This is a genomic window from Neobacillus drentensis NBRC 102427, from assembly GCF_001591445.1.
Taxonomy (GTDB): Bacteria; Bacillota; Bacilli; order Bacillales; family Cytobacillaceae; genus Neobacillus; species Neobacillus drentensis.
The window spans coordinates 1-23,957 of sequence record NZ_BCUX01000063.1; the positions used below are offsets into that span (position 1 = coordinate 1).

The 23,957-nt window shown below is 40.0% G+C and carries 22 protein-coding genes; 8 read left to right on the top strand and 14 right to left on the bottom strand.

The features are described 5' to 3' along the window. Window positions 1-195: 195 nt before the first annotated feature. Window positions 196-669 carry a SprT family protein gene (locus BDR01S_RS21455; RefSeq protein WP_066249615.1) on the bottom strand — a complete coding sequence of 158 codons (474 nt, stop codon included), beginning with the start codon at window positions 667-669 and terminating at the stop codon, window positions 196-198. A gap of 95 nt (window positions 670-764) precedes the next feature. Here BDR01S_RS21455 and cmpA point away from each other — a divergent pair, with 95 nt between their 5' ends. Further along, window positions 765-878, top strand: a complete 114-nt coding sequence (gene cmpA, locus BDR01S_RS25495) for a cortex morphogenetic protein CmpA (protein ID WP_007083554.1) — start codon at window positions 765-767, stop codon at window positions 876-878. 17 nt (window positions 879-895) lie between these two features. On the opposite strand, the gene BDR01S_RS21460 is transcribed toward cmpA, so the two are convergent. The 6 genes from BDR01S_RS21460 to acpS all read right to left on the bottom strand — a co-directional run bounded on the left by BDR01S_RS21460 (window position 896) and on the right by acpS (window position 7,185). Then, on the bottom strand, window positions 896-3,070 hold the full coding sequence (locus tag BDR01S_RS21460) for a Tex family protein (RefSeq protein WP_066249613.1): 2,175 nt from the start codon (window positions 3,068-3,070) through the stop codon (window positions 896-898). Between the two features lie 362 nt (window positions 3,071-3,432). Continuing rightward, window positions 3,433-3,783, bottom strand: a complete 351-nt coding sequence (ndoA, locus tag BDR01S_RS21465; RefSeq protein WP_007083556.1) for a type II toxin-antitoxin system endoribonuclease NdoA — start codon at window positions 3,781-3,783, stop codon at window positions 3,433-3,435. A 4-nt stretch (window positions 3,784-3,787) separates the two neighbouring features. Beyond that, complete coding sequence (locus tag BDR01S_RS21470; RefSeq protein ID WP_066259565.1) at window positions 3,788-4,069, bottom strand: CopG family ribbon-helix-helix protein; 282 nt, start codon at window positions 4,067-4,069, stop codon at window positions 3,788-3,790. Window positions 4,070-4,338: 269 nt separating this feature from the next. Further along, a complete protein-coding gene (gene alr / locus BDR01S_RS21475) occupies window positions 4,339-5,502 on the bottom strand; it encodes an alanine racemase (protein WP_066249611.1) in 1,164 nt (387 codons plus the stop codon). A gap of 124 nt (window positions 5,503-5,626) precedes the next feature. After that, window positions 5,627-6,640, bottom strand: coding sequence for a LolA family protein (locus tag BDR01S_RS21480; RefSeq protein WP_066249608.1), 1,014 nt, complete (start codon window positions 6,638-6,640; stop codon window positions 5,627-5,629). A 194-nt stretch (window positions 6,641-6,834) separates the two neighbouring features. Further along, window positions 6,835-7,185 carry a holo-ACP synthase gene (gene acpS / locus BDR01S_RS21485; protein WP_066249605.1) on the bottom strand — a complete coding sequence of 117 codons (351 nt, stop codon included), beginning with the start codon at window positions 7,183-7,185 and terminating at the stop codon, window positions 6,835-6,837. 105 nt (window positions 7,186-7,290) lie between these two features. Between acpS and BDR01S_RS21490 the strand changes: the two genes are divergently transcribed. Continuing rightward, complete coding sequence (locus BDR01S_RS21490) at window positions 7,291-8,019, top strand: rhomboid family intramembrane serine protease (protein WP_066249604.1); 729 nt, start codon at window positions 7,291-7,293, stop codon at window positions 8,017-8,019. Between the two features lie 18 nt (window positions 8,020-8,037). Here BDR01S_RS21490 and BDR01S_RS21495 read toward each other — a convergent pair whose 3' ends face one another. The 3 genes from BDR01S_RS21495 to uvsE form a co-directional block, all read right to left on the bottom strand. Next, complete coding sequence (locus BDR01S_RS21495; RefSeq protein WP_066249603.1) at window positions 8,038-9,492, bottom strand: PH domain-containing protein; 1,455 nt, start codon at window positions 9,490-9,492, stop codon at window positions 8,038-8,040. Continuing rightward, window positions 9,485-9,961 carry a PH domain-containing protein gene (locus BDR01S_RS21500; protein ID WP_066249598.1) on the bottom strand — a complete coding sequence of 159 codons (477 nt, stop codon included), beginning with the start codon at window positions 9,959-9,961 and terminating at the stop codon, window positions 9,485-9,487. The genes BDR01S_RS21495 and BDR01S_RS21500 overlap by 8 nt, the downstream gene beginning before the upstream one ends. A gap of 75 nt (window positions 9,962-10,036) precedes the next feature. Beyond that, the gene (gene uvsE, locus BDR01S_RS21505) at window positions 10,037-10,999 is read right to left on the bottom strand and encodes a UV DNA damage repair endonuclease UvsE (protein WP_066249595.1); all 963 of its coding nucleotides are present in this window, start codon (window positions 10,997-10,999) and stop codon (window positions 10,037-10,039) included. Window positions 11,000-11,135: 136 nt separating this feature from the next. On the opposite strand from uvsE, the gene BDR01S_RS21510 reads away from it, so the two are divergent. From BDR01S_RS21510 to BDR01S_RS21525, 3 genes are all read left to right on the top strand, one after another. Further along, window positions 11,136-12,686 carry a spore germination protein gene (locus tag BDR01S_RS21510; protein ID WP_066249593.1) on the top strand — a complete coding sequence of 517 codons (1,551 nt, stop codon included), beginning with the start codon at window positions 11,136-11,138 and terminating at the stop codon, window positions 12,684-12,686. 26 nt (window positions 12,687-12,712) lie between these two features. After that, window positions 12,713-13,846, top strand: coding sequence for a Ger(x)C family spore germination protein (locus BDR01S_RS21515; protein ID WP_066249588.1), 1,134 nt, complete (start codon window positions 12,713-12,715; stop codon window positions 13,844-13,846). A 228-nt stretch (window positions 13,847-14,074) separates the two neighbouring features. After that, complete coding sequence (locus tag BDR01S_RS21525; RefSeq protein ID WP_066249584.1) at window positions 14,075-15,190, top strand: GerAB/ArcD/ProY family transporter; 1,116 nt, start codon at window positions 14,075-14,077, stop codon at window positions 15,188-15,190. A gap of 53 nt (window positions 15,191-15,243) precedes the next feature. On the opposite strand, the gene cshA is transcribed toward BDR01S_RS21525, so the two are convergent. From cshA to BDR01S_RS21540, 3 genes are all read right to left on the bottom strand, one after another. Beyond that, window positions 15,244-16,746, bottom strand: coding sequence for a degradosome RNA helicase CshA (gene cshA, locus BDR01S_RS21530; RefSeq protein ID WP_066249581.1), 1,503 nt, complete (start codon window positions 16,744-16,746; stop codon window positions 15,244-15,246). Window positions 16,747-17,314: 568 nt separating this feature from the next. Then, window positions 17,315-18,694, bottom strand: a complete 1,380-nt coding sequence (locus BDR01S_RS21535) for a UDP-N-acetylmuramoyl-tripeptide--D-alanyl-D-alanine ligase (RefSeq protein ID WP_066249579.1) — start codon at window positions 18,692-18,694, stop codon at window positions 17,315-17,317. Between the two features lie 103 nt (window positions 18,695-18,797). After that, the gene (locus BDR01S_RS21540) at window positions 18,798-19,871 is read right to left on the bottom strand and encodes a D-alanine--D-alanine ligase (RefSeq protein WP_066249576.1); all 1,074 of its coding nucleotides are present in this window, start codon (window positions 19,869-19,871) and stop codon (window positions 18,798-18,800) included. 221 nt (window positions 19,872-20,092) lie between these two features. Between BDR01S_RS21540 and BDR01S_RS21545 the strand changes: the two genes are divergently transcribed. Continuing rightward, window positions 20,093-20,767 (top strand): sulfite exporter TauE/SafE family protein, encoded by a 675-nt coding sequence (locus BDR01S_RS21545; RefSeq protein ID WP_066249573.1) that lies wholly within the window; start codon window positions 20,093-20,095, stop codon window positions 20,765-20,767. A gap of 51 nt (window positions 20,768-20,818) precedes the next feature. Here BDR01S_RS21545 and BDR01S_RS21550 read toward each other — a convergent pair whose 3' ends face one another. Then, window positions 20,819-21,595: a hypothetical protein gene (locus BDR01S_RS21550; protein WP_066249571.1), complete on the bottom strand. Its 777-nt coding sequence runs from the start codon at window positions 21,593-21,595 to the stop codon at window positions 20,819-20,821. A 238-nt stretch (window positions 21,596-21,833) separates the two neighbouring features. Between BDR01S_RS21550 and mgtE the strand changes: the two genes are divergently transcribed. Both mgtE and uptA read left to right on the top strand, forming a co-directional pair. Continuing rightward, on the top strand, window positions 21,834-23,192 hold the full coding sequence (gene mgtE / locus BDR01S_RS21555) for a magnesium transporter (RefSeq protein WP_066249569.1): 1,359 nt from the start codon (window positions 21,834-21,836) through the stop codon (window positions 23,190-23,192). 144 nt (window positions 23,193-23,336) lie between these two features. Next, window positions 23,337-23,930, top strand: a complete 594-nt coding sequence (gene uptA / locus BDR01S_RS21560) for an undecaprenyl phosphate transporter UptA (protein ID WP_066249567.1) — start codon at window positions 23,337-23,339, stop codon at window positions 23,928-23,930. Window positions 23,931-23,957 lie beyond the last annotated feature (27 nt).

The window sequence follows — 23,957 nt, forward strand, 5'->3', positions numbered from 1 at the left end:
CAGGTAGGACTCGAACCTACGACCGATCGGTTAACAGCCGATAGCTCTACCACTGAGCTACTGTGGAATAATCGTATTTTTCTCAAATAATATAATCCAACAAGGCAATCACCTTATCGACTCTTTACATTATAATGACGATAGATTAGAAAGTCAATATAGTTTTAGTTAAAACTATTTATATAAATTCTTACATTATTCCGTAATTATTTCTTTTATTTTCGTCAACTTTCCTCTGCATTTTCCACACACAAATCTGCTAGTATCGATACTTCTTTTTCTTCGGTAAGCTTGCTGACATTTTGTGCATTGATATAAGAGAATCTTTTTGGATATTCGTTTTACTTTTCTATCTGGTAGTTGTGCACAAAACCGCGGTGCTCCTACCTTTTTTAGTAATTGCTTAAACTCTTGATCCCTATGCTGATACCCCTTCCCTTCAAGGTGAAGATGATAATGGCATAGTTCGTGCTTAATAATTCCTACTAGTTCTTTTTCACCTAATTGCTCGTAATACTTCTTATTGATTTCTATATTATGTGTTCTCAGCAGGTATCTACCGCCAGTTGATCTTAGTCTTGGGTTGAATGACGCTTGATGCCGAAATGGTTTCCCAAAGGACTCAACAGATATCTTTTCAACTAATAATTGAAGTTCTTGTTGTTCCATTTTGGGATCCTCTCTTTCTATGCGAACGTGACAACCTATTATAGCATATATTGTATATACCTATAATAAAGATGTACTTTTCGGGAGGTTTTATGATGCCGACTTGGTTGCAAAACCAAATGAAAAGAGCTTTTTATGAGAAGGACCGCTATCAGATTAAACTGTTAAACCAATGCTGGTTCTTTTACAGAAAAAAACACTGCTCCTAGAAGCAGTGTTTTTCCCTTTAGTTTGAAGGCGCCAGCATCGTTAGCGCAACGCGACCCTTTTTCATATCAACAGAATCTACCCATACAGTAACAACATCTCCGACCGACACGATGTCTAATGGGTGCTTAACAAATCGATTGCTGAGCTTAGAAATATGAACAAGCCCATCCTGCTTCACACCGATATCAACAAAGGCACCGAAGTCGACAACATTTCGTACCGTACCTTGTAACTCCATCCCCGCTTTCAGGTCCTCTAATTTTAAAACATCTTTTTTCAAAAGAGGTCGCGGTAAATCATCACGCGGATCGCGTTCCGGTCTTACCAAAGCATCAATAATATCCTTAAGGGTTAACTCCCCAATAGCAAGTTCGTCAGCAACCGACTTTAATTCAATCCCATGAAGGGCTGTCTTGAGCTCTTCCGATCCAAGATCATCGGTGGTAAAACCTAGACTTGCTAGTAGTTTCTTCACTTCATCATAGTTTTCCGGATGGATCCCTGTTCGGTCAAGGGGCTGCTTGCCGTCCAATACGCGCAAGAAACCAATTGCCTGTTCATAAGTTTTCGCACCGAGACGCGGTACTTTCTTTAATTGCACCCTGCTCGTAAATTTCCCTTCCTCTTCACGCTTCTTGACAATATTATTTGCTGCTGTTTTGTTTAGCCCAGCTACATATTGCAAGAGCGATGGAGAGGCGGTATTTACATTAACACCGACCCGGTTAACGGCAGTTTCGACCACAAAATGCAACGATTCTGATAGACGCTTCTGGGAAACATCATGCTGGTATTGGCCGACACCCACGGATTTCGGGTCAATTTTCACCAATTCCGCTAATGGATCCTGCAAACGACGAGCAATCGAAGCCGCACTTCTTTCTTCTACCTGCAAATTCGGAAACTCTTCTCTTGCAATTTCAGACGCAGAATAGACACTCGCACCGGCTTCGTTGACGATTAAATAGAAAATCTCTTCGTCCATTTCTTTTAAAATATCGGCGACAAACTGTTCGGTTTCCCTAGAAGCTGTGCCATTTCCGATTGCTGCCATTTCCACTTTATAGTCGCGGAGGATATTTATAAACTTTTCACGTGCTTCTTTTGTTTTGGAAGCCGGCGGGTGTGGATAGATGACATCAATTTTCAATACCTTACCTGTCTCATCCACAACTGCTAATTTACAACCTGTCCGGTAGGCAGGGTCAACACCGATAACAACTTTCCCCTTTAACGGTGGCTGCAAGAGTAAGTTTCGAAGGTTTTCAGAGAATATATGTATCGCTTGTTCTTCACCTTTTTCTGTTAATTCACTCCGGATTTCCCGCTCGATGGATGGCTGAATTAATCTTTTATAGCTATCTTCCATCGCCTCTAACACAACAGGCGCTGCCGGCGAGTGCTGGACTCGAATCCATTTTCTTGACAAATAGGACAGGATTAAATCAGCATTCATTTTAATCGAAACCCTTAAAATATCCTCTTTTTCCCCGCGATTTAAGGCAAGAGTTCGGTGGGGAACAACTTTATTTACCGGTTCTTCATATTCATAGTACATTTCATAGACGTTTTTCTCGTCTTTTTCTGCTTCCTTAACTACCGATACAACGGCACCGGATTTAAAGGTTTCCTTGCGAATCCATTTTCTGCTTTCGGCATCATCAGAAACTCGTTCAGCAATGATGTCTTTCGCACCCGCAATGGCATCCTCAACGGTGAGGACTTCTTTTTCTTCTGATAAAAATTGCTTTGCTTTTTCCTCCACGCTTTCTCTTGTAAAAGTCAGCAGCCAGTCTGCCAATGGTTCTAAACCTTTTTCTTTTGCGATCGTCGCTTTGGTCCGTCTCTTTTGTTTATAGGGTCTGTATAAATCCTCAACCTCTTGAAGTTTCTCAGCCTTGGTGATGGCAGAGTTCAGTTCGTCCGTCAATTTCCCTTGTTCAGCTATAATGCGGATAACCTCTTCTTTTCGATGCTCAAGGTTTTGAATATACTGCCAACGTTCTAATATGTTTCGAATCTGAACTTCATCCAGTGCTCCTGTCATTTCTTTACGATATCGAGCAATAAAAGGAACTGTATTGCCTTCATCTAATAAAGAAATAACACTCTTTACTTGTTTAAAAGATATCGTTAACTCTGCAGCGATTTTCTTTAACAATTGATCATCTTTTACGATTGTTTCATTCACAAAACTTGTCCTCCCATTCCTTTTCATTCTATTGTAGCAGAATACCTAGTCCGTTTCATTAATGGGCCATCTCTGTTTCTGTTATACTCGTTGTTGATTTCCACTCCAGGCGCTTCGCTTTCCGCGGGCGGTCCGGCGAGCCTCCTCGGCGCTAAAGCGCCTGCGGGGTCTCACCTTGCCCGTCCTCCCGCAGGAGTCTCGCGCCTTCCGATCCAATCAACAAGGTTTCGAATTCAACAATGAGCTTTGATATAAAATTTCAAAAAAAATAAGCAAGCACATGGGCTCGCTTAAGCAGAAGTTGAATTTGAGGTCAGGTTATGTATGAAAAAACGCTCTTCCTAGAAAGAGCGTGCTTTAAATTAAAATTCGATGAGACCCAGGCTTACCTGCAAGGCTTCATCCACTTTTTCCATCATTTCGTCATCGAGATGGGTGATTTTATCGGTTAACCGCTGCTTATCAATTGTACGAATTTGCTCTAACAGAATGACCGAATCTCGTTCGAATCCGTAGCGCTTCGCATCAATTTCTACATGAGTAGGAAGCTTGGCTTTTTGAATTTGAGCTGTAATCGCTGCAACAATCACTGTGGGACTAAACCGATTCCCGATGTCGTTTTGGATGACAAGTACAGGTCGGACGCCGCCTTGTTCAGAACCAACAACTGGGGATAGGTCCGCGAAATAAACGTCACCACGTTTGACTATCAAAGGATTATCCTCCGCTTACAAGACGTTCAACTGTGTGTTCTGCCTCATATTCTGCTAAAAATGCCTCTGATGCAATTCTAAGATTTATCTTTGCCATTTCCATGTATCCCCGTCTCATTGACTCGCGAATTTGTCTCTTTTTTCGTTCGCGTAAATACATTTTTGTTGCTTGGTAGATAAACTCGCTGCGGTTTACATTTTCTTGTTTAACAAAACCATCTAATTCCGTTAAAAGATGTTGCGGTAACTTCACTAAGATTTCCGTAGTTGCGCTTGACTCAGCCACAAACATACACCTCCACCATCACTACACACCATTTTTATCTAACCAGATTCCTTATGACGCATAAATTTAACACACTCCACGAATCGACCAAAGCCTGTTTCACACAGTGTGTTCCATTTATCTAACTGTACCATATTTAATAATAACACTTATCGCAAGTATTGCATAGACTAATTATAATCCTACTGTATTATAAGCCAATAAAACATCCTTTTATGCACAAATTACCGCAATATCATAAATATGATAAAAAATCTTCATTTAGCCCATTAATCTTCGAGAAGATAATTTTTTAAATCGACAATTCTCCCACCCTTTTTATAAAGGCGCGGGACCCGATTGGCTATTATACACGGAACTTCATAATTAATCGTTTCGAGCTTTTTGGCTACTTCATTAACTGAAATAAACTGATCGTCCTGTCCGCCAATTAATGTTACGGTCGTCCCAACCGGAACATTTTCAGGGAGATGAATCATACATTGATCCATACAGATTCGACCGACAATCGGCGACCTGGTTCCCTTAACAAGTACTTCTTGACCTTGCAGCTTCCGAATCCATCCGTCCGCATAACCGATCGGAATGGTTCCAATCCACTCTTCTTCACCAGTTTCATAGGTTGCCCCATAGCTCACTTTTTCGCCCTTTTGCAGCTTCTTAACATGGACAAGTCGTGACCGGAGAGAAAAAGCCTCGTGGAGTGGAAATGGGATCTCATTTACCATTTCAAGCGAAGGTGCTAGACCATACATCGCAATTCCAATTCGTACTGCATTAAAATTAGCGTTAGGATACCTTAGGGCAGCCGCACTATTGCTGGAATGGATATACTTCGGTTGTTTTTTTAGCCCTTGGATCATCCTTTCAAATAACGCTAACTGCTGGCGGAAATAGGTTTCATCCAATTCATCTGCCGTGGCAAAATGAGTATAAATCCCTTCCAATATAAATTGATCATTTTCAGAAATAATCTGTTCAATGGCGGCTAACTCCGTTACATTCCGAACACCAATTCTCCCCATTCCTGTATCTATCTTAATATGAAGAGAAATTTTATCATTCGAATGTAAATTTTTCACTGCATCCCGCAGCCATTCCATCTGAAAAACAGTAAGGGTAATATCAAACTTCGACGCCACTTGGACATCTTCAGGTCGCGAAGCCCCGAGGACAAGAATGGGAGCAGTAATTCCTTTATTTCGGAGAGCTATCGCTTCATCCATAAAAGCAACCGCTAGATAGGACGCACCTGCTTCCAGTGCTGTTTCTGCAACTTGAACATCCCCGTGCCCATAGGCATTCGCTTTGACAACAGCGATAATTTTCACGTCTTGAGGCAGATGCTTTTTGATAGAGACAACATTGGCTGAAATACAATCTAAATCTACTTCTACCCAGGTATCTCTATAGAAAAAACCTTGCTCTTCCATGTTTCCACTTCCTAATAGCTTTAATTAAATATTATTCCATTTTATCACAAAAGTTATCATACTCTTGTTTAATTTCTTTTACAAACAAAATACAGGCCCCATAAGAGCCTGCAGGAATAAATAGTTATTTTACCGCTTCACCTTGAACCGAGATCGCAACCTCAATCATTTCTTTCTTCGTTAAGTTTTTCGACGCAATCATGTAGTCAACACCATTATGAGACCAAGAGAGGGAGTGATCCGAAACCGCCCCGATCGTCATCCCTAAATCGACAATATCACCTTCAACATTGGTAGGATTCACGGACGCTGTTTTCGCTGTTACTTTCTCCTGGACAAGCGTAAACGATTTTTTGCCATCATAGGTGAGGACAACCCGTTTACCATCTTCAAGCGTTACTTCTTTTTCCTCAATTAATTTTGTCCCTTTAAGTTCTGTCGTTGGATACATAACGGTAAAAGCATCATCGCCTCCATCTGCCATCGCTGGCAAATTAAGCTGCGCACGTGTCATATTTTTCTTCATATCGAAATCGTCCTTGTCAAAGCTGGCATTAAATTTCACCTTGGAAAACTCTACTGTGACAAGAGCATTTCGATCTGGATCCATGACTTTTACCACAGCAGGTGATAGATCTCTTTTATTCAGCTTGATTTCTTGGGAAGGCAGCATGGTATTATTTTGATAACGGGTTTTCGTTTCAAATACATAATATTTTTTGGTGGTGGAGAATTTTGCACTTTTATCTGCAACTATGTCCTTAATCAGCGATTCATACAAGTAGGCCTGGCTGCTGTTTTGCGGCCAATCACTTTGGAAACGGAAGCTTTTATTGAGGGCAGGTGTCAGGACAAATACCCCTTCGTTATTCCTTAAAATCATCTGACTTTGGTCCTTTTGTGCATTTTTCAAATTCACGCGATAAAAGGTAGGATCCTTGTGCCAAATTTCCACTTTATACACTTGTGAATCAGAGCCCATTTTTAACGTCATTTTTGCATTCACCTTATAGCCGCTTAAGTCATCTAGTTTCCCCGTTAACTCTTTTACCACATCACCTTGTGATTTAGAGCCACAGGCAGCCAGGACAAAAATGACCATGAGCCCAGTGATGAGCAGCAACAACTTTTTCCTCATTCCTTCAACCCCTTCTTGTCTCATTTCATATGATTGCAGAGAAGAGAAAGGCAGGGGTCAGGCAATGGAGTTTGCTTTCCAAAATGACCATGGCTGACCTTGTCTCTCCTGTTTCCCTATGAATATATGAGACAACCTTTGGGATTATGATAAGGAAGTTGCCAAGCTATTTAATTTTAAAATATTTCCGCGATCTACTCTCCTTCAATAATTACATGTGCTACGGCATATTCTCGACTATGTGAGATAGATAAATGAGCACGCCTCTCCGGCTTTGCAAAAAAAGGCTTTCCCAAGCTATCATTTTCGATCTCAATATCTAAAAACGATAGTTCGTTGCCTATCCCGGTTCCATTCGCTTTGGAATACGCTTCTTTCGCAGCAAAGCGACCTGCTAAGAATTCTACCTTTCTTCTCGCCGATAAATCCTCAAATTTCATCCGTTCATTTGGAGTTAACACACGGTCGATAAACTTCTTTTGTCTTTCGAGTATGTTCTGAATTCTAGAAAGTTCAATAATATCGATTCCAATCCCTTTTATCATGGTTCATCTTCCTTCTATTTTGTATAAAATTAGCATATTATGAGTGTACAAGAACGGAAATTAGTTAAATATTAGATAGAATGTGAAATACAGGAGGTTTATGTCATGTTTACGAGAACGGAAAGCTTTCGCGATTTTATCCGCCTTTATCCGATTGTTTCTATTATTATTGCCATTCATTTAGGATTCTATCTTTTAACGAGTATAACCATCTTCCCCAACTCCTGGTTCTTTGAAAACCTGTCCGGAGTAAATCTTTACATTATGGAAGGGGAATATTGGCGGCTGATTACACCGACCTTTATACACAGCGGCTTTACACACATGCTGTTTAATAGCTTTTCACTTGTGTTATTCGGTCCGGCCCTTGAGCGCATACTTGGCAGCGCAAGATTCTTATTTATCTATCTCCTGTCTGGTTTTATCGCAAACGTTGCCACATTGCTGCTCGAGCCGCTTACCTATACACATGTCGGCTCAAGTGGAGCGATATTTGGTCTGTTCGGATACTATCTTGCGATGATTATGTTTCGGAAACAGATGCTTTCCAAACAGAACTCGCAAATTATCCTTACGCTTTGTGTCGTCAGTCTGATTATGACCTTCTTACAACCGAATATAAATGTTATCGCCCATCTATTTGGATTACTTGGCGGTTTTTTACTAGGAGCTATTCCTTACTTTAATAAAAAGGATTTCTCAGATTCACTTAGAGGCACAGCGGATTGGGCCAGTAGTAAGAAAAGCAGAATCTCCTCCCAATCACCATTGAAAATTATCATTTGGGCGTCGATTATTATCATTGCTATTCTCGGCTTACTGGCACAAAAATAACAGGGATTGCAGTCGAAGCTACTTTTCACTGCTATCTCTTTTTTCTTTATCTCTCGAATACCAGTCATAAATTTTCTCTATATCGCCTTTTTCCATATCAATGACCTTGCCGCCTGCACCTCCAGCGCCTGATTTCACAAAAGCTTCAATCGTGCCAAGTTCCCGTTGCTGCTGAAAATAGCTTTCTCTTATTTCCAGACTCTGAATTTTATTTTTCTTCATTAAAACAGTGTTTCGGATAAAGGCCCCATATCTAAGCGCTAACTGCTGTTCAGTAAGCATCCACCCGGCAGACTTATATATTAAAACTGCCCAAAGCGTCATCGCACCTAGTAGAATAATCGACAGAAGGCCCCAAGTTTTCAAAAAAATTAGGGACACGATCACAATCGGAACAGCGATATACCATTTCCTGAAAATATACCGCCAAATCGCCCGTTTCGGTAATGGAGTAAAGCTGTCAGGGACTAGATATTCATCAAGCTCCGGTTCAATGATGGACTGAATCTGATTTAGCTTTACAATCGGTATAAGTGTTACTTTCGATCCCTCTTGATTGGTCGATGATCCGCCCGCACTTTCCACATAAACGGTCGCATAGCCAAGGAATTGCCTGACCATATTTTCACTGATACGAATCGCTTGAATCCGCTTCAACGGGATGGTTATTTGTCTTTTTTCGATCAACCCCTGAGTAATAACTAAATCACTATTGATTTTTATCACCTTGAAATTAGCATACTTTAACATCGTACCAATAAGTGCAATCACCCATGCGAGGAACAACCCAAAAAACACAAGGATAGCAATGAATAGTAGACCGGAGGCAATCCATTTTTCAAAACCGCTAGTAAGTTTCTTAAAGGGAATCAAGTCATCCACTTGACTTAATAAGGCGAGGACTGCTGAGATGACAACGCCTACTCCACCTGAAGTTACTGAAAGAATCAGTAATTGTCTGGTGGAAATTTTATAAATAGGACGGCCCTCTGTAACGTCCTTTACTTCCATTGTCCCGTTCCCTTCAGCCGTGGCCGCGTATTCCTGAATTAACTGCGCCTCTTCCTTCGATATTGCAGAGAGGACCGCTTCCGCCTCATCTGCTCCACTCCCACCTGCAGTTTCAATTTGAACCTTAACGAGCCCAAACAATCGCTGCAACATACCTTCGGAAAAATCAATACTTTGGATCCGCTCATAAGGGATATATCTTTTCTTTCGAACAAAAATCCCTTCTTCAATCCGGAGTTCATCGTGCTCTAACTTGTATGTATATCGTAACCAAGAGACAAAGCTTGTAATAAAAATAAAAATGGCAGCCACGAACGATACAATCAAGGCGTATACTAACGGCCGTCCACTATCACGAGTAACAGAAAACGTAAAAGCGATGATCGGCAAAATAAAGCTTTTTATTCTTTTACCCATATAACCCAGCATGGCTATCGGATGAAGTCGTTTTGGCTTAGACATCATCTTCAGCCACCCTTGCTAATTTCGATATACTGAATCTTAATTCTTCCGCTTCCGTTTCTTCCAAAGCTGGAATTTCGTGGGCGGTGGCGGCCGTATGAACAATGATTGAGGCTAATTTGTACTTTCTTAGAATAGGTCCTTGGACTGTATCTACATGCTGGACGCGAACCATTGGAATCAAGGTACGACTCCGGATAAAGAATCCCTCCTGCAGCTCTATTTCCTCCGCACGGACTTCATATCTCCAGCGTTTCCATCTGAGCGTAGGAAATAAAAAAATATGTAGAAAGGTAAAGATCACACCTAATATGATGAGGGTAATTGAAATCCAGTCTGGACCATTGAAAATGTTTAAAAGTAAAACAACTACAGATGTAATCGACCATTCGATCACAACCTTGATAACAGCAGAGATTCTCCATACCTTTAAGGCTTTTATCGAAAGTCGATTTTGTGGCTCAACCATTCATCTCTCCCCCCCTACTTTCACTCTCTCTAAATCAATTTTAGTATACATGGTTGGTGATAGCGACACTACTACTTATCCGATTATAAAACTGGACTGGTCGATCCACGTAACTCCCTCACTTCCGTGCAAGTCTTTTACTAACTGAAAAAGCGCTGCATCTTTTTGCTTTGCTTCAATCATACAGTGGATCTCAGGAACAGTCCCTTTGATTTGATTTAAAAAGTGAAGAAACATCCGCGAATCAATAGTGTCTGCATGTGCCCTGAAATCTTTTTCGGAGCGCGGACTAGATATATGTATCTTTATAGGCAGCGGGGACTGTGACCAAGTACCCATAATCCGTTCCCAATCATCTTGCCAATCATCCTCTTCATGATTAGCAAGATGATGGTGATAATCAAATACCATCGGCAGACCCAGTTTTTCACAAAGATATAGAGTATCTTTCACCGAAAACGTCGTATCATCATTTTCGAGCATAATCATTTTTTGAATCGCAGGGGAAATATAGGCCCAATTATGAATAAACAACTCAAGGGCTTTTTCCTTATCGTTATATCCTCCGCCGCAGTGTAATACACAACGGTGTTCGGTATCAATCTCCATTCCTTTAAGGAGTCTTTCATGCATAGACAGCGTCTTTAAGGAATTTTTTAAAATGTCCTTATCAGGCGAATTAAGCACCACAAAATGATCCGGATGGAAGTCAATCCTCGAAGGATTCTCCTTTATATAACTTGCCAATTTTTCAAGTGTTCCTTTCAAGGGCTTGATGTAGTCCCAATCCAGTAATTCCTCATGATTAGCGAGGGGAATGAGTCGCGAACTTAACCTGAAAAAATGAATTTGATTGCCCGCATTGTGTTTTAATAGGCGCAAGCAATTTTCTAAGTTTGATACAGCAATTCTTTCTAATTTCCGAATCGCCGCGTCCCGGTCTTTTATTTTTTCAAATTGAGCAAATGTCATTGTTTGTGAGGGGGAGGCATTTTGAAGCTCGACACTCATTGCAACATATCCAAGTTTGACAATCATTTTCGATCACTCCTACTTATTACTGTTCGATTTTTAAATAAAGATAAATTTTATTCTCACCGATCTATTATTTCCAACTTCAAAATATTTTCCATCGAAATGGGAACTCTAATAAAAAGTTTGTGGAGTGAAGACAATGGGCATTTTCTCAAAACCAAAAAAACAACAAGATTCTAAAAGCGCTAATACCCAGGAACAAGTCTTCTTAGGGGAGAATTTTGACGTTCGGATGAAGTGGTTTAAAGATACCTTTCAGAAAAGTGATGATATTACCTTTCATGAATTAACAGCTAATCAAACCCGCTGCGGAATTGTCTTTTTACAGTGTATGGTTGACCAACAGTTATTCGACGATCAGGTATTAAAGTATATAGTTTCACCTAATTTCGCTTCATCTCGAAAGGAATTATTTCATAAATTACTTGATCTAAAATCGATAAGTACGATGTGTGCTAGTATTCTTACCGATATTAGAGAAGCAACAGATCTTGTCTTGGATGGAAAAATAATCATTTTTTTCGAAGGTGATAGTCGCATGCTTGCTATTCCACTGACTAGCGTAGAAAAGCGAGCAGTAGGTGAAACTGCTAATGAGAACGTAATCCGGGGACCAAGGGAAGCGTTTGTGGAAGATATCCATACGAATATCACGATGATCCGCAGAAAAATTAAATCTCCTGATTTAAAAATGGAACAACTTCAAATTGGAAAATATACGAAGACCAAAGTAATGATTGGCTATATCGAAGGGCTATGTAAAGAAGAGTTAATTACAGAAGTAAAACAACGGATCAACCAGATTGATATCGATGGCGTATTGGGGAGCAGCTATTTGGAGGAGTGTATCGACAATTTTCCATTATCCCCCTTTCCACAATCACAAAAGACGGAGCGTCCTGATGTTGCCGCTGCTTCCTTGTTAGAGGGAAGAGTCGTTATTTTTGTGGATGGGACACCGATTCCTCTTCTATTACCCGTGACAATGTATATGTTCCTCCAATCAGCAGAGGATTATTATCAACGATATTTCCTTTCTAGTTTTATTCGTTTGCTTCGTTACGCCTATTTAGTCGTTTCGCTGCTTTTCCCGTCATTTTATATTGCGATAACCACCTTTCACCCAGAAATGATTCCGACCACCTTATTAATTAGTGTAGCAGCTTCACGAGACAACGTCCCCTTTCCTGGTTTAGTGGAAGCGTTTATTATGGAAATAGCTTTTGAGGGATTACGTGAAGCAGGAATCCGTACACCGAAAGCGATTGGGCAGGCGATTGGCATCCTTGGCGCTTTGGTGATTGGACAGTCAGCGGTACAAGCAGGAATTGTCTCCGCTCCAATGGTGATCATCGTTTCGCTTACTGGAATTGCATCATTCATTATTCCGGCATATGATTTTGCGTTTACGATCCGATTACTCCGTTTCCCAATTATGATATTAGCTGGATCATTCGGCATATTTGGTTTGATGATTGGCTGTATCCTTATCTATATTCATGTCGTAAACCTGCATTCTTTTGGAGTACCCTATCTGTCTCCAACGGCGCCATTACGACCGAATGATTTAAAGGATGTATTTATTCGTGCCCCGTGGTGGTTAATGAAACGCAGGCCCTCGTTTGTCGGGAGCTCCGATTCCAATCGGTTAACGATCAAGAAATCAATATCTGAGGGTGATGAAGATTAATGAGAGCGCTAAAGTGGTCTATGGTAATGAGTACCTTATTATTAACAGGCTGCTGGTCCAGAGTTGAGATCAATGACTATGCTTTTGTCGTAGCCATGTATGTGGACAAAGCTGCTAATGGTCAAATGGAAGTAACGCTATCGTTTCCGCTCCCAAATCGACTTGTTCCAGGCACTGCAGGCGGTTCTGCAACACCTGGAAATCCATATGCACTCATTTCAAGAACGGGTAAAACAATTACAGAAGCCTATCAAAAGATGCAAGTAGATTTGCCAAGGAAAATTAGTTGGGGGCATACAAGAATTATTGTAATTAGTGAAGAGATGGCAAAACAAGGAATAGGAAATATCTTAGAATTTATTGTTCGCGAACCAAAATTAAACATTAATAACGCCGTATTGGTTGCACCGGGAAAAGCAAAAGAGATCGAAAATCTCGTTCCGGCATTCGAACGCTTTCCAAGTGAAATTGTCCGCGAATTCACCCAAGAAAAGGTAACTTTATATACCACCCCGAAAGACTTTCTCGAGACAGAAAATGGCGATATGATTGTTGGTTTATTAACAAAAGAAAAGAAAAAATTAATCAGCGAACAAGGAAAAGAAGCCCTTGAGGTTGGCACAGGTGGAATGGCTTTGTTTCATAATAATAAAATGGTTGGGACGCTCGGTCCAAAAGAAGGCCGTGGGGCTTTATGGCTGCGAAACTCGATTAAAAGAGCCACAGTTTCAATAACATCACCCACAGATAAAAAACAAATTAGTTTATTAATCTTAATGTCAACGACGAAGATTCGCCCATCCAAAAAGGAGCCCTTCACATTTGATGTTTATGTCACTGCGGAAGATGATATATCTGAGTCCTATTCCAACATTGATTTGACAAATGCAAAGAACATTTATCAGTTGGAGCAAATTGCCGAAAAGGAAATTAAGGACAGAATCGAAGAGGCCTTTAAAGCCTCTAAAGAAATGAAAGCAGATGTTTTTCAATTCGGTGCATACTTATCATGGTATAAACCAAAAATATGGAAAAAGGTCAAAGAAGATTGGCCAACGGTTTATCATGATAAAGCGAAGTTACATATTCACGTAGATTTACACATTAAACGCCTAGGTGCCGAAAATAATCCAATCTGGATAAAGGAAATAAATTCATGATCATCATTATCATCCTCTACTTCCTATTTACCGTTATTTACGAGTGGACATATCTAAAGAATAAAAATCGCAAAAAAAGAACGTACTGGGTTGTCTTTTGCCTTATGGGTATTTCTTTTTCTTACTGTATCGTTACAGTCGTTTTCAAACACATGCCTAGTCCCAATGATTTGATTCAATTCCTATTTAAACCACTGCAACAGAAAATTTTAGGTAAGGTGGATTAACTTGAAAACAGCGCAGATTTCACAGAATCAACTGTTACTTTTTTTAATCCTTTATTTTTATTCCACCTTAATTGGGTTTGCTGCTGGCCATTTAATCCACTTATCCCAATATGATTCGGTAATCGTACTTTGGATCAGTGGATTGGTAGTGTGGGTTTATGCCTATTTTACGATAAAACTTGCTAATCGAAGACCGAACGAATTTTTTGTTCACTATGGTAAGGAAATATTCCCCTATTGGATTCATATCCTCGTTATGGGATTCTACTCCCTTTCCTTCCTTCATTCAAGCGCATTCGTTCTAAGAGAATATGAGGATTTTATCGTGCAAACCTATCTTTCGGAAACACCTAATTGGGCAGTAGGCGGCATCCTAGGAATGGTTGTGGCGATAACGGCGAGGTTAGGAATTAAGACTTTGTTTCGAACAGCTCAAGGATTATTTTTTCTTATCCTCATTGCCGATCTATCCAATTCCATTTTCATTGGAAAGGAATTGAAATGGGACCGGTGGATGGCCTTTATTACTAACCATAGTGGCCACGGAATATTTACAGGAAGTTATACAGTAATCCCCTTTTTGGGGGAGATCTTCATACTAGTGTTTATCTTTCCCTATTTAACGCAAAAAAGTAAAACCCTTAAATCAGTCTCATGGGCCATTGTTCTAGGAATACTATTAATCACTGTAAACTTAGTTTTTCTACTATTACTCTTTGGCCCGAATTTAACCAACCACCTTACTTACCCGATGTTAGAAATGGTCCGCTACATTCGCATCGCTGACTTCATTGAAAACTTGGATCCTTTTTTAATTTCCATTTGGTCTACAACCGTTTATTTAAAAATTTCCATAATGTTTTACCTGTCTGTTCTTATACTTGCTCAAATTTTCCGCTTGAAAGATCACCGCCCGCTGACTTTTTCATTAGCAGCCGCTATGGTTGCTTTATCACTGCAAATGTCTGGAGGTACAGCCGCTCTTACCAGCTATTATACAAAATCATGGGCAACCTATGCCTATTTTGTCGAAGGGATCCCCATTGTCTATTTGTTAATGGATACCTTGAAACGCTTCATAAAGAAAAGGTCTGCAAAAAAAGAAGAAATAAGCTAAAGAGAGCATGGACTTGTTGTCCATGCTCTCTTTCATATGTCTAGCAAATGATTTTATTGGTGATTAAAGCTTCTTGGCTTCGATGGTTTACTGCCACCGCCGCCAGTTCTTTTTTCACCACTGCGTGGCTTTCCAGCCGGTGCTTTTTTCCTGTTACGGTCGCCGCCGTATGAACTTGAACCTCTAGAATCATCTCTTCTTCTACGGTCACGGTCCTGAGGTTTTCTGTCTCTTCTTTGTGGAGACTGTTCTTCTGTTAATTTAATCGGAGTGGTATCTGGTTCTTTTGTTAACATTTTCAACACAGCTGCGATAACAGTTGATGCATCATTTTCTTCCAACAATTCTTGGGCCGCTGCTTTATAATAATGTAAATTATTCGATTCGATCGTTGCCACGATTTTCTCTACAACCGCTTTTTGTTGGCCTTCTAATGCTTCATCAAGCGTAGGAGCCTTCATTTTTTCCATCTTGCTTCTTGTCGTCTTTTCAACAACTGCTAGATATGACTTTTCACGAGGTGTAATAAATGTTAAAGCTACACCCTTCTTACCCGCACGTCCTGTACGTCCAATACGGTGAACGTAGCTTTCTGGATCCTGTGGAATATCAAAGTTATATACATGCGTTACTCCGGAAATATCAAGACCCCTTGCAGCTACGTCTGTTGCAACAAGGACATCGATTGTTCCTTCTTTAAACTTACGAAGAACTGAAAGACGTTTGGCTTGGCTTAAATCACCGTGAATACCTTCCGCTGTATAACCTCTTAACGTTAGTGCTTCCGATAATTCATCAACACGGCGCTTTGTACGACCAAACACAATCGCTAGTTCTGGGGATTGAATATCAAGAAGTCTTGTTAATACATCGAATTTATTTCTTTCAATTACTTCAAGATAATATTGATCAATCAAAGGAACAGTCATTTCTTTCGTTTTCACACGAACGATTTGCGGGTCCTTCATGAACTTTTCAGCCATTCTTTGAATCGGTCCCGGCATTGTTGCAGAGAAAAGTAATGTTTGACGCTCAGCAGGTGTAGCAGCAAGGATTGACTCAATGTCTTCAATGAATCCCATGTTTAACATTTCATCTGCTTCATCAAGGATTACAGTGTTAACTGTATCAAGACGCATCGTTTTTCTGTTGATATGATCCAATACACGCCCCGGAGTACCAACAATGATATGTGGTGCTTTCTTTAATGAACGAATCTGGCGGCTGATATCTTGACCACCGTAAATTGGTAATACGCGGACTCTCTTGCCCGAACCAATTTTATAAAGTTCTTCTGATACTTGAATCGCAAGTTCACGAGTTGGTGCAATAATAATCCCTTGAATCGCATCTGCACTAACATCAACTTTTTCTACCAACGGAATACCAAATGCAGCTGTTTTACCTGTTCCTGTTTGAGCTTGCCCGATCAAATCAATACCTTTTAGCCCCAATGGAATAGTTTCTGCCTGGATTGGTGTTGCTTCCTCAAAACCCATTTTAAGGACAGCTTGTAACGTGGCATTACTAATGCCTAATTCTTCAAACTTTGTCAATGTTTTCATTCTCCTTCATCTATGTGAAAATATTTTTTTAATGCTGAATATTTTCGCCTGATACTCAGAAAAGCGTAAGCGCCTGCTCTTAGAGGCGAAAAGCGCTGGAGGGCCCAAGTTGAAGTCCTTTTAGACTTAACTAAAAATGAAATAGGTTCTATTTTACTTTTGTTCAAGTAGATTTAATTTCATCAAGGATGGATGGAAGTGAACTTTCATACTTCATCTTAGGCAGGACCGAAACGGCTCGGTTCCTATGGCGCTTGAGCTGACACGCATCAAAATGCCGTAACTAGGTAACATCTTTATTTTACCAAAAAAAAACATGCTCCCTCAAGGAGTATGCCCTTTAATAATCGTTCTTTAGACACGTTGATGAACATCATACCACTATTGCTAGTATTTTGCAATCAAGACAAGTTTGTTACGGTTGTTTCAAACTAATCTTATCGCTTCATCAAATGTCTATTACTCGATAATAAGGGCAACTTCTCCTCACAGGGGGGTCTTAGTTATTTTTCTTTTATCAAGCTGAAATCATTCATGAACTGGCAAGATTTAATTTCCTTTATTTTTTTTGCAGGGAGGTAACTATTTCCTCTAATTTCATTCCTCTCGATGCCTTTACGAGGATTAATGTGTTTTTATTTACATGCCGCTTTAGTTCTTTTATAAGTGATGCCTTGTCTGTAAAAGGAAAGACTCGTTCTTCTCCCAAAACGACGCGGGCTGAGTTGGCGATCTGTCCGCCCAAGTTACCATAGGTAAATAAAAGGTCGACTTTATCACTGTTTACTGCAGCGCCAATTTGCTGATGATACTGTTCTTCCTGCGGACCAAGCTCTAACATATCACCTAAGACCAGAATTTTTTGCTCATAGCCTTTAAGATTAGACACTAATTCAATTGCCGCCATCATCGAAGTGGGGCTTGCATTATAGGCATCATTAATTATTTTTTCACCCTGCTCCCCTTCTACTAGCTCCATCCGCATATTCGTAAGCTTAATACCAGCCAAACCGTCATTCATTTTCTCGAAAGGGATGGAGAAATAGTTAGCAATTAGCATCGAAGCCAGCGCATTTAATATATTATGAGTTCCTAGGACCGGAAGTTCAAAAGAAGTGGTCGATGCATTGATTTTGAAACGATTCCCATTATCTAACTGGGTAATTTCAGTTGGAAAAATATTATTTGTTTCATTTCTGCCGAACGTTTCAACCCGAACACTGCCTTTATGTGCTTGAATTCGTTCCATCAGCAGTGGTTCATCACCATGGAGGACAGCTAGTCCCCCCTCTTTTAGCCCTTGCAGGATTTCAAGTTTTGCATCCGCAATTCCTTCCCGTGAGCCAAGATCAAGAAGATGTGATTCACCAATATTAGTAATTACTACTGCATCCGGGCAGGCAAGATTCGTAAGGAATTCAATCTCACCTCTGCCGCTCATCCCCATTTCGAGGACGGCAATTTCTGTGTCTTCGTTTAAACCTAAGACTGTTAATGGAAGACCAATATGATTATTATAATTTCCTTCTGTCTTTTGAACTTTATATCGGGTGGAAAGTATGCCAGCCGTCATATCCTTTGTCGTTGTTTTCCCATTGCTCCCTGTGATACCGACTACTTTTACGTTTAATTGTTTCCGGTAGTTTCTTGCTAATTCCTGTAAGGCTACAAGGCAATTATCGACAATCAAAATGGGCAAATGGGTTGGCGGGTTCGGCACATCCTTTTGCCAAAGGGCAGCACTTGCCCCTTTCTTGATGGATTCCTCCACATATACATGTCCGTCAGAATGCTCTCCTTTAAAAGGAATAAACAAGTTTCCGATTTCGATCTTACGAGAATCAATCGAAACGCCCGTGATCATCGTTTCAGCAAACGAACTGCTATCATTTTGGGCAGAAACCATATCTGCTATCTGTTTTAACGATCGTTTTATCAATTGAAATCCTCCTTTTTTTAAAGTGATAATAAACTTCGCTCATCGGGCGATTCCGCTTTTCGACATAGAAACGGACACGGCACATTAGCCGTGTCACCATTTTTTAAAAAGTAAACTTTATCTGTTGTTTCTCAGCATGTCTTTCTTTAGCAAGACTTACAAGTCGCTCAATCAGTTGTGGATACTCTAATCCCGTGTGCTTCCAGAGGAGCGGGAACATACTAAATGGGGTGAAGCCTGGCATCGTGTTTACCTCATTAATCAGGGCTTTCCCATCTTTTGTTAAGAAGAAATCAGCGCGGACTAATCCGGAGCAATCCAAAGCTTTAAAAGCTTTAATCGCCATTTCATTCAGTTGCGCATATTCCTCGTCTGTAATGTCAGCTGGGATGATTAGCGCCGTATCTCCACTTTCATATTTCGCTTTATAATCGTAGAAGTCCTTTTTCGGAACAATTTCACCTGCAACTGAACATTCAGGCTCATCATTTCCAAGAACTGCTACTTCAATTTCACGGGCCACAACGCCTTCTTCAATAATGACTTTGCGGTCAAACTGAAAGGCTTCGGCAAAGGCTGCTTCTAATTCCGCTCGATTGGTGCATTTACTGATGCCGACACTCGAGCCCAGGTTAGCCGGTTTGACAAAGCAAGGATAGCCAAGTTCCGTTTCGACCTTGCTATAGGCCTCTGCTTTTGCTTTTTCCCATTCACTTTTTATAAAAGCTACATAGTTCACTTGGGCAAGCCCTGCCTGTGCAAACACATTTTTCATCATAACCTTATCCATACCTGCAGCAGAAGCAAGCACTCCATTGCCTACGTATGGCAGGTTTAACAGTTCTAATAATCCTTGCACGGTTCCATCTTCGCCGTTTGGACCGTGTAACAATGGGAAAATCACATCCAGTGTTTCCTGCTTCTCCGCTTGGAAAAGCGCGGGCGCGAGTGATAAAGGCGATAATTGATTCCCCGCAGAAAATTCAAGTGACTTCACGTTCTCTACCGGCTCACTTAATTGCGGTCCTTTTATCCATTTTCCTTCGGTATTTATGTAAATAGGATGAATTTCAAATTTTTCAAGGTCTAACGCCCGAATGACAGCCAATGCTGTTTGGAGAGACACTTGATGTTCAGCTGATTTTCCTCCATATAATAAACCTAATTTTGTTTTCATACGAAACCTCCATTTTTTCATTCACGGTTATATTTTAAACTTAATTTCATAAGAAAGGAAATGTAGCATCTAAGTCTTTTTTGTTTTTTTTCTCCTGAATATTTTATGATTGCTATAGCTTGCCTAAAACCCAGAAATGGATAATTTGACAATTTTCTATCCATTTTCACCTAAGATATCCTGTATAATAATTCTAAAATGTTAAATTTGGAGGCGACTTAATGACAGGATCACTTTTATCGATATTATTATTAGGCTTTTTGCTGGGAATTAAGCATGCAATCGAGCCTGACCATGTGATCGCAGTGTCAACCATTGCGAGCGAATCAAAAAATTTAAAGCGCTCCATCTTCGCCGGTGTCTACTGGGGTATTGGGCACACGGCTACACTTTTTATTGTCGGAATGATTTTGATTGTTGCCAAAAACACCATCACAGATACGGTCGCCCTTAGTCTTGAATTTATCGTAGGAATTATGCTCGTTAGTCTCGGCTTAAATAGTATTGTAGCGTTTATGAAACATCGCCATCATCATCATCATCATGACTCCCATCATACCTCAACTCATAAGAAAAAAAACCGGACCCATTTAAAATCCTTTTTCATCGGGCTCATTCACGGGCTGGCCGGTAGTGCGGCAATGGTTCTATTAACGATGAGTACGGTGTCGACTGCCTGGCAGGGCGCATTATACATACTTATTTTCGGTTGTGGTACCGTCGTTGGTATGCTCAGCTTTTCAACTATTATTGGTATACCCTTTGTATTAACATCAGGTAAACAGTTGAATGGATATTTGAATAATCTCGCAGGCATTATCAGCATATTATTCGGAATTTATTATATGTATAACTTAGGCGTGAACGAAGGACTATTTAGTTTATGGTTTTCATAAAAATTAGTCCCACCCAAAAGAGTGGGACTAATTTTTACCCAACAAAAAGATTTAGATGACATTTAACTTCCATTCTTTTGTCTTTTTGTCAAAAATGATTTTTGCATGATAGGGTTTTGATGATATTTGCTCATATTCCTCTACCATATCATCCATATTGGCAAAATCGCCAATGACCCAGATGGGAATTTCTATTCGGCCGCGTTGGTGATCTGTATCTCGTAAAGAAATGCAAATTCCTTCTTTAATGAAAGGTGTTAAGGAAAGAAGGATTTCTTTATTCACCTGAGGATAAGATTTTTTCTTACGAAGTCCCAGGATTGACTTTTCAAGCTTAAGATTCGCTAATTTCCCTGCCACTACTTCACTAAGAACCTGGAAAAAGTCCTTGAAACTTCGGTAATAGGTTTTGTTAAACCAGCCATCATCATGAGCCAAATAAACAAAACGGTTCCCTAGCTTATTGTAAAAGGGCAATTTTAAATGTTGCTTTTGATGACCTAGGTACAATAGTTCAGCAATTTCCTGACCAGTCAGTTCATTCAACACATCTTCCTCAATAAAATCAATCCAGCAAAAATCCCCATAACTATAAACATCTTCCGCAGCTAACTTGGTTATTCTTTCTTCAGGACAGTATTCAAGTTGGGTATGCATATTAAAATCAGCATCATCAAAGCGGTGCTTTAGTAAAAGCAAATGACTTAATGAACCTGAAAAAGCAGCAGCAAATTCAGAGAATTCGATACCGTAAGACATTACATACTGGTCTGTTTGATTTAGATGGACATAGATGAGATCCTGTATGTCTTGATGATGCTTCTTCAAAGCAAAACTCCTCCGATCAACACATTAAATAATGATATAGTCAATACTTCCTTATTTTATCAAATAATAGTCCAAATAGCTTATTTCAATTCTTTTACAAATAATAAGTTTGATTGACACATACTAGATTTAAGCCTAATGATGATTAGTATTTGTTATCTTTCCTTTTTCATCTATTTTTTCTATAGCCTGTTAGAATTTATGCAGTAGTGCAGAGAATGGAGCTGGTCTCTCATCCATGATTAAAGACATGACTCAAGATGAATTAAGTCTTTATATAATTAAAACCTTAAAGGAAAATAAAAAAACGGAATTTGAGAACATACTGGAAGAACTCCAGCCTTACGATATGGCGAAGATTTATGAGGATCTGCCGGAAAAGCATAAAGGTCGGTTCCTGCTGTTTTTAAAAATTGACGTACTTGCGGATTTGATGGAAGAACTTGATAAAGAAGACCAGCTTGGCTTATTAAATATATTAGGAATTGAAAAATCCGGCAAGGTCCTTGATTTAATGGATAACGATGATTTGGCGCTATTGCTGCATGAATTATCGCCCGAGAAGAAAGATTCCCTCCTATCCGGGATGAAGACTGAGGAATCTAATGCCGTCCAAGATATAATGAAATATCCACCGGAAACAGCCGGAAGGATTATGACCAACCGATTTGTTTGGATCCGCAGCTATTTTACAGTTCGAGAAGCCGTTGATAAGTTTAAGGTATTCGCTGAATTTGCCGAGTCGATTAACTATTTATATGTTATTGATGAAGAGCGAAAACTAGTCGGGGTGGTTTCTTACCGTGATTTACTTTTAGCAGAGCCAGAGGAGCACATCCGCACAATTATGTACGAACGAATCATTTCCGTTACTGTTACCACAGATCAAGAGGTTGTGGCCCAAATCGTGGGGCGGTATGATTTTTTGGCAATCCCCGTGGTTGATGAGAATAAGATTCTCGTCGGGATTGTTACGGTCGATGATATTATTGACATCGTGATTAAGGAAGCAAATGAAGATATCGAAAAATTATCGGCATCAGGGAAATCAATCGACTTTGAAACAAAAACATTAGTTGCCGCTGCCAGAAGACTCCCTTGGCTGATCTTGCTATTATTCATCGGTGTCATTTCAGGGAGAATCATCAGCAGTTTTGAAGATACTCTTAAGCAGGTTGTTGCACTTGCCTTTTTTATGCCGATGATTGCCGGGATGACTGGAAACACTGGAACGCAATCCCTAGCAGTCGTAGTAAGAGGGCTGATTTCATATGATATTGATAAAGGCGTAATCACTCGGTTAATTACAAGGGAACTTGGCGTCGGCGTTACGATCGGCCTTACCTGCTCTGTTCTAATCGCTGTTATCGCCTATATATGGCAGGGAAGTCTCATTTTAGGTGCTGTTGTCGGCTGTTCCCTTTTTTTCACCTTAATCATCGGAACACTTGCCGGGACGATTATTCCGCTCATTCTTTTTCGCATGAAAATTGACCCTGCAGTTGCCTCAGGGCCGCTGATCACAACCTTAAATGACATTTTTTCATTACTTACCTACTTTGGAATCGCCACCATGTTTTTAAAATATCTTCAGTAGGAAAAGCGCAAGCGGCCTCCGTAACTTTTTTCACATTTCAGGAATGTCCTATAGAAAAGCACCATATTTATTTCTTAAATAGACAAACTAGTTTAAACTAGTTTAAGGAGAGAAAATAAATATTTACTTAAGTGATGGTGAACTATGACAGACTTTATTAATAGTATTTTGGAGTTTTTATCACAATTGGGATATTTCGGTATTGCCTTAGGATTAATGATTGAAATCATCCCTAGTGAAATTGTTTTAGGCTATGGCGGTTATATGATTTCACAAGGGCATCTCAATTTTATTGGGTCCGTTATTGCCGGGACGATCGGCGGGACGATTGCACAATTATTTTTATATTGGGCTGGTTATTACGGAGGCAGACCTTTTTTAGAAAAATACGGGAAATACGTCCTTATTAAAAAGCATCATATCGATATTGCTGAACAATGGTTTGAAAAATATGGCGCCGGCGTGATTTTTTCAGCCCGGTTCATTCCTGTTGTAAGGCATGCCATTTCCATTCCAGCCGGCATTGCCAAAATGTCAGCAACTAAATTTACACTTTACACCGTTGCAGCCATTATCCCATGGACCATTCTATTCCTTTATTTAGGCAAAGTCCTCGGCAGCAACTGGGCCAATATTAAAGAATACGCACAGCCTTATGTTATGCCAGCCATTATTGGAGCCATTGTTCTAGGGGCGATCTACTTTTTAGTTAAAAAGACGAAGAAAACCACCGATTAATTCTAATTAACGGGTTTACTTTAGAGG

Bases quoted from the DNA above. Each gene is read 5' to 3' on its own strand.
- alr (WP_066249611.1), bottom strand. From the start codon at position 5,502: ATGGAAGAGCAAGGTTTTTTCTATAGAGATACCTGGGTAGAAGTAGAT.
- BDR01S_RS21540 (WP_066249576.1), bottom strand. From the start codon at position 19,871: ATGAAAACAAAATTAGGTTTATTATATGGAGGAAAATCAGCTGAACAT.
- mgtE (WP_066249569.1), top strand. From the start codon at position 21,834: ATGATTAAAGACATGACTCAAGATGAATTAAGTCTTTATATAATTAAA.
- BDR01S_RS21545 (WP_066249573.1), top strand. From the start codon at position 20,093: ATGACAGGATCACTTTTATCGATATTATTATTAGGCTTTTTGCTGGGA.
- BDR01S_RS21480 (WP_066249608.1), bottom strand. From the start codon at position 6,640: ATGAGGAAAAAGTTGTTGCTGCTCATCACTGGGCTCATGGTCATTTTT.
- acpS (WP_066249605.1), bottom strand. From the start codon at position 7,185: ATGATAAAAGGGATTGGAATCGATATTATTGAACTTTCTAGAATTCAG.
- BDR01S_RS21495 (WP_066249603.1), bottom strand. From the start codon at position 9,492: ATGTCTAAGCCAAAACGACTTCATCCGATAGCCATGCTGGGTTATATG.
- BDR01S_RS21515 (WP_066249588.1), top strand. From the start codon at position 12,713: ATGAGTACCTTATTATTAACAGGCTGCTGGTCCAGAGTTGAGATCAAT.
- cmpA (WP_007083554.1), top strand. From the start codon at position 765: ATGCCGACTTGGTTGCAAAACCAAATGAAAAGAGCTTTTTATGAGAAG.
- BDR01S_RS21500 (WP_066249598.1), bottom strand. From the start codon at position 9,961: ATGGTTGAGCCACAAAATCGACTTTCGATAAAAGCCTTAAAGGTATGG.
- uvsE (WP_066249595.1), bottom strand. From the start codon at position 10,999: ATGATTGTCAAACTTGGATATGTTGCAATGAGTGTCGAGCTTCAAAAT.
- BDR01S_RS21510 (WP_066249593.1), top strand. From the start codon at position 11,136: ATGGGCATTTTCTCAAAACCAAAAAAACAACAAGATTCTAAAAGCGCT.
- BDR01S_RS21455 (WP_066249615.1), bottom strand. From the start codon at position 669: ATGGAACAACAAGAACTTCAATTATTAGTTGAAAAGATATCTGTTGAG.
- BDR01S_RS21490 (WP_066249604.1), top strand. From the start codon at position 7,291: ATGTTTACGAGAACGGAAAGCTTTCGCGATTTTATCCGCCTTTATCCG.
- uptA (WP_066249567.1), top strand. From the start codon at position 23,337: ATGACAGACTTTATTAATAGTATTTTGGAGTTTTTATCACAATTGGGA.